The 2,468-nt window shown below is 74.1% G+C and carries 4 protein-coding genes; 2 read left to right on the forward strand and 2 right to left on the reverse strand.

The window, feature by feature from the left end; all coding sequences use genetic code 11:
* Positions 1-56 precede the first annotated feature (56 nt).
* Together ACFU74_RS36975 and ACFU74_RS36980 are read right to left on the reverse strand one after the other, a co-directional pair.
* Complete coding sequence (locus ACFU74_RS36975; protein WP_380764525.1) at positions 57-401, reverse strand: hypothetical protein; 345 nt, start codon at positions 399-401, stop codon at positions 57-59.
* A gap of 115 nt (positions 402-516) precedes the next feature.
* Positions 517-1,497: a GNAT family N-acetyltransferase gene (locus ACFU74_RS36980; protein WP_380764526.1), complete on the reverse strand. Its 981-nt coding sequence runs from the start codon at positions 1,495-1,497 to the stop codon at positions 517-519.
* Positions 1,498-1,696: 199 nt separating this feature from the next.
* On the opposite strand from ACFU74_RS36980, the gene ACFU74_RS36985 reads away from it, so the two are divergent.
* Together ACFU74_RS36985 and ACFU74_RS36990 are read left to right on the forward strand one after the other, a co-directional pair.
* Positions 1,697-1,819, forward strand: coding sequence for a hypothetical protein (locus tag ACFU74_RS36985; protein WP_380764527.1), 123 nt, complete (start codon positions 1,697-1,699; stop codon positions 1,817-1,819).
* Positions 1,820-1,973: 154 nt separating this feature from the next.
* On the forward strand, positions 1,974-2,468 hold a 495-nt coding region (locus tag ACFU74_RS36990), incomplete at its 3' end, for a beta-class carbonic anhydrase (protein WP_380764528.1).

A 2,468-nucleotide genomic window follows, 5' to 3' on the forward strand; every position in this document is an offset into this window, starting at 1 on the left:
ACTGCCCGCCACCCTCCGGGGGCGGGCAGTCGCGCGGGTCGGACCGGGGTCCGGGCTCACTTGCCCAGCGGCAGTCCGATCTTCTCCCGCTTGTTCGCGCCGATCACCTCGATGCCCTTGGTGCCCGTGATGCCGTCCAGCGGCAGCGCCTCGGTGTACGGGGCGGTGACGGGCAGCAGGAAGCCGGAGGGCAGCGTGCCGGTCACCTCGATGCCCCAGTACTCCGGCTGTCTGACGTAGACCAGCGGGATCAGGCGGACCGTCATGCTCTCGTAGGGCTTCTCTCCGCTGACGACGAGGATGAAGGTGCCCGGAACGATTCCCGGGACGACCTTCGCCTCCTCGAAGTCGATCAGGCGCACGGACTCCGGTGCCGGTCGCTGACTGAAGTCGTCCGTCATGGTGACTCCTTTCGTCGCAGAGTGTCATGATTTGATCACTCGTCGACGCAGAGTAGTCGAGGGTCGCCTGCGAACCAGGCTTCCAACACGCCGCCGCTCGGGGGCCGGGCCCGCGTCAGAACTCCTTGACCAGCCTCCGGTGGCCCGCTCCCCAGCGGTACCCGAGGGCCTTGTTCACCGCGACCATCCGCGCGTTGCCGGCCTCCACCTCGGTGTGCGCGGTCCGCACTCCGTGCTCGACCAGGCGCCGGGCGGCGTGCAGCTTCAGCGCCCGGGCCAGGCCGCGGCCCCGCCACTGGCGCAGCACCCCGGTGTAGTCGACGCGGCAGGCCCGCGGGTCGGGGAGGGTGTGTGCGACGGTCACACCGACGATCCGTCCCGCGTACTCGGCGGTGAACACCCAGTCGAGCCGGCCGTCGGGGCCGCCCAGGGCCTCGGCGCGCCAGGCCTCGAAGCCCGGGAGGGCGTCGGCGAACCCCGGGTTGTCCCGCAGGGTTTCCCGGTAGAGGCGGTGGAGCTGCCGCTCGGGCTCGGCCGCGGTGGTGGTGGCGAGGGTGTCCAGGTGCAGGCCGGGCGGCGGCTGCGGGGCGGGAAGGTCCGGGCCCAGCGCGGCCACGGCCGACCGGACGTGGGCGTCCACCCGGTAGCCCCGGCCGAGCAGCAGTCCGGTCAGGTCGGCCGGGCAGGTCCCGTGGGTGTGCCCGGACTCCCCGAGCCCGTCCGGGAGTTCGCCGAGCAGCCGGGAGGCGCCGGCCCCGCGTGCCCACTGCTCCAGCCCGTCGTAGAGCGGCAGCAGCCAGGCCGGCGCGCGCCCGGGGGCGCTGACCACGAGCGAGGCGAGGTCGCCGGGCGGCGTCCAGGGGGCCCGCCAGGCGGTGGCGAAGGCGAGCAGGTCCCCGTGGAGGCCGGGCTGGACCAACCGCACCCGCCCGTGCCCGGTGAGCCGCCCCCGCTGGTCGGTGGAGAGTTCGTCCGCGTCCGGCAACGCCGCGTCCCGCTCCCGGAGTTCGGGCACCGTCACGGTCGCGGGCCCCTCGGCCGACAGCAGCTCGGCCAGTGCCGGATAGTCGACGGCGGGCAGGAACGGGCGGATCACCCGTGGCCGCCGTGAAGAAGCAGATGAATCACATGTGACACTGTACTGATCTCGGGTCGGCGCCGTGGGGATTTTCCGAGCCGGACGCCACCCCGGCCGAACACCGCCCGTCGGCCGACGCCGCCCGCTGGCCGAACACCGCCCGCCGACCGCGTGCCGCCCCGGCCGGGGCGGGGGCGGTCACCCGGTGGGGTGGAGAATGCCGGATTCCCCGGCGGGCGGCCGCAGCGGGCAGTACGGTGCCCGCATGACCGTGCTCGTCCGCCGTCGTCACATCGACTTCGGCCGCGTCCACTCCACCGGCTGTCCGGTCATCGTCTGATCGTCCGAACCACCCGGCCCGTCCGGCCGCGCCGCCCCCTCCGGGCGCCGTCCGGGGCCGTCCTCCGCCCGTGCACCCGCGCGCACTTCCGCGCGCCGCTCCCCGTGCCCGGGCCGACCGCGATCCGACCGCACCGAAGGGACACCGGTCCGCCATGACCGACACCGCCACCGACCACTACCTGCGCAACAACGCCGACTACGCCGCGGCCTTCGACGGCCCGCTCCCGCTCCCGCCGGCCCGTCGTACGGCCGTCCTGGCCTGCATGGACGCCCGGCTCAACGTCTACGGCGCGCTCGGCCTCACCGAGGGCGACTCGCACGTGATCCGCAACGCCGGCGGGGTGGCGACCGACGACGCCATCCGCTCGCTGGCGATCAGCCAGCGGCTGCTCGGGACGCGGGAGGTCATCCTCGTCCACCACACCGACTGCGGCATGCTGACCTTCGCCGACGACGCCTTCCGCGAGTCGATCCGGGAGGAGACCGGGATCAAGCCCCCGTGGGCCGCCGAGGCCTTCGCCGACCTGGAGACGGACGTCCGGCAGTCGGCCGCCCGGATCCGCACCAGTCCGTTCGTCCCGCACACGGACGCCGTGCGCGGCTTCGTCCTCGACGTCGCGACCGGCCTGCTCAAGGAGGTCGTGCTC

It is taken from the genome of Kitasatospora sp. NPDC057500, assembly GCF_042802195.1.
Classification (GTDB): domain Bacteria; phylum Actinomycetota; class Actinomycetes; order Streptomycetales; family Streptomycetaceae; genus Kitasatospora.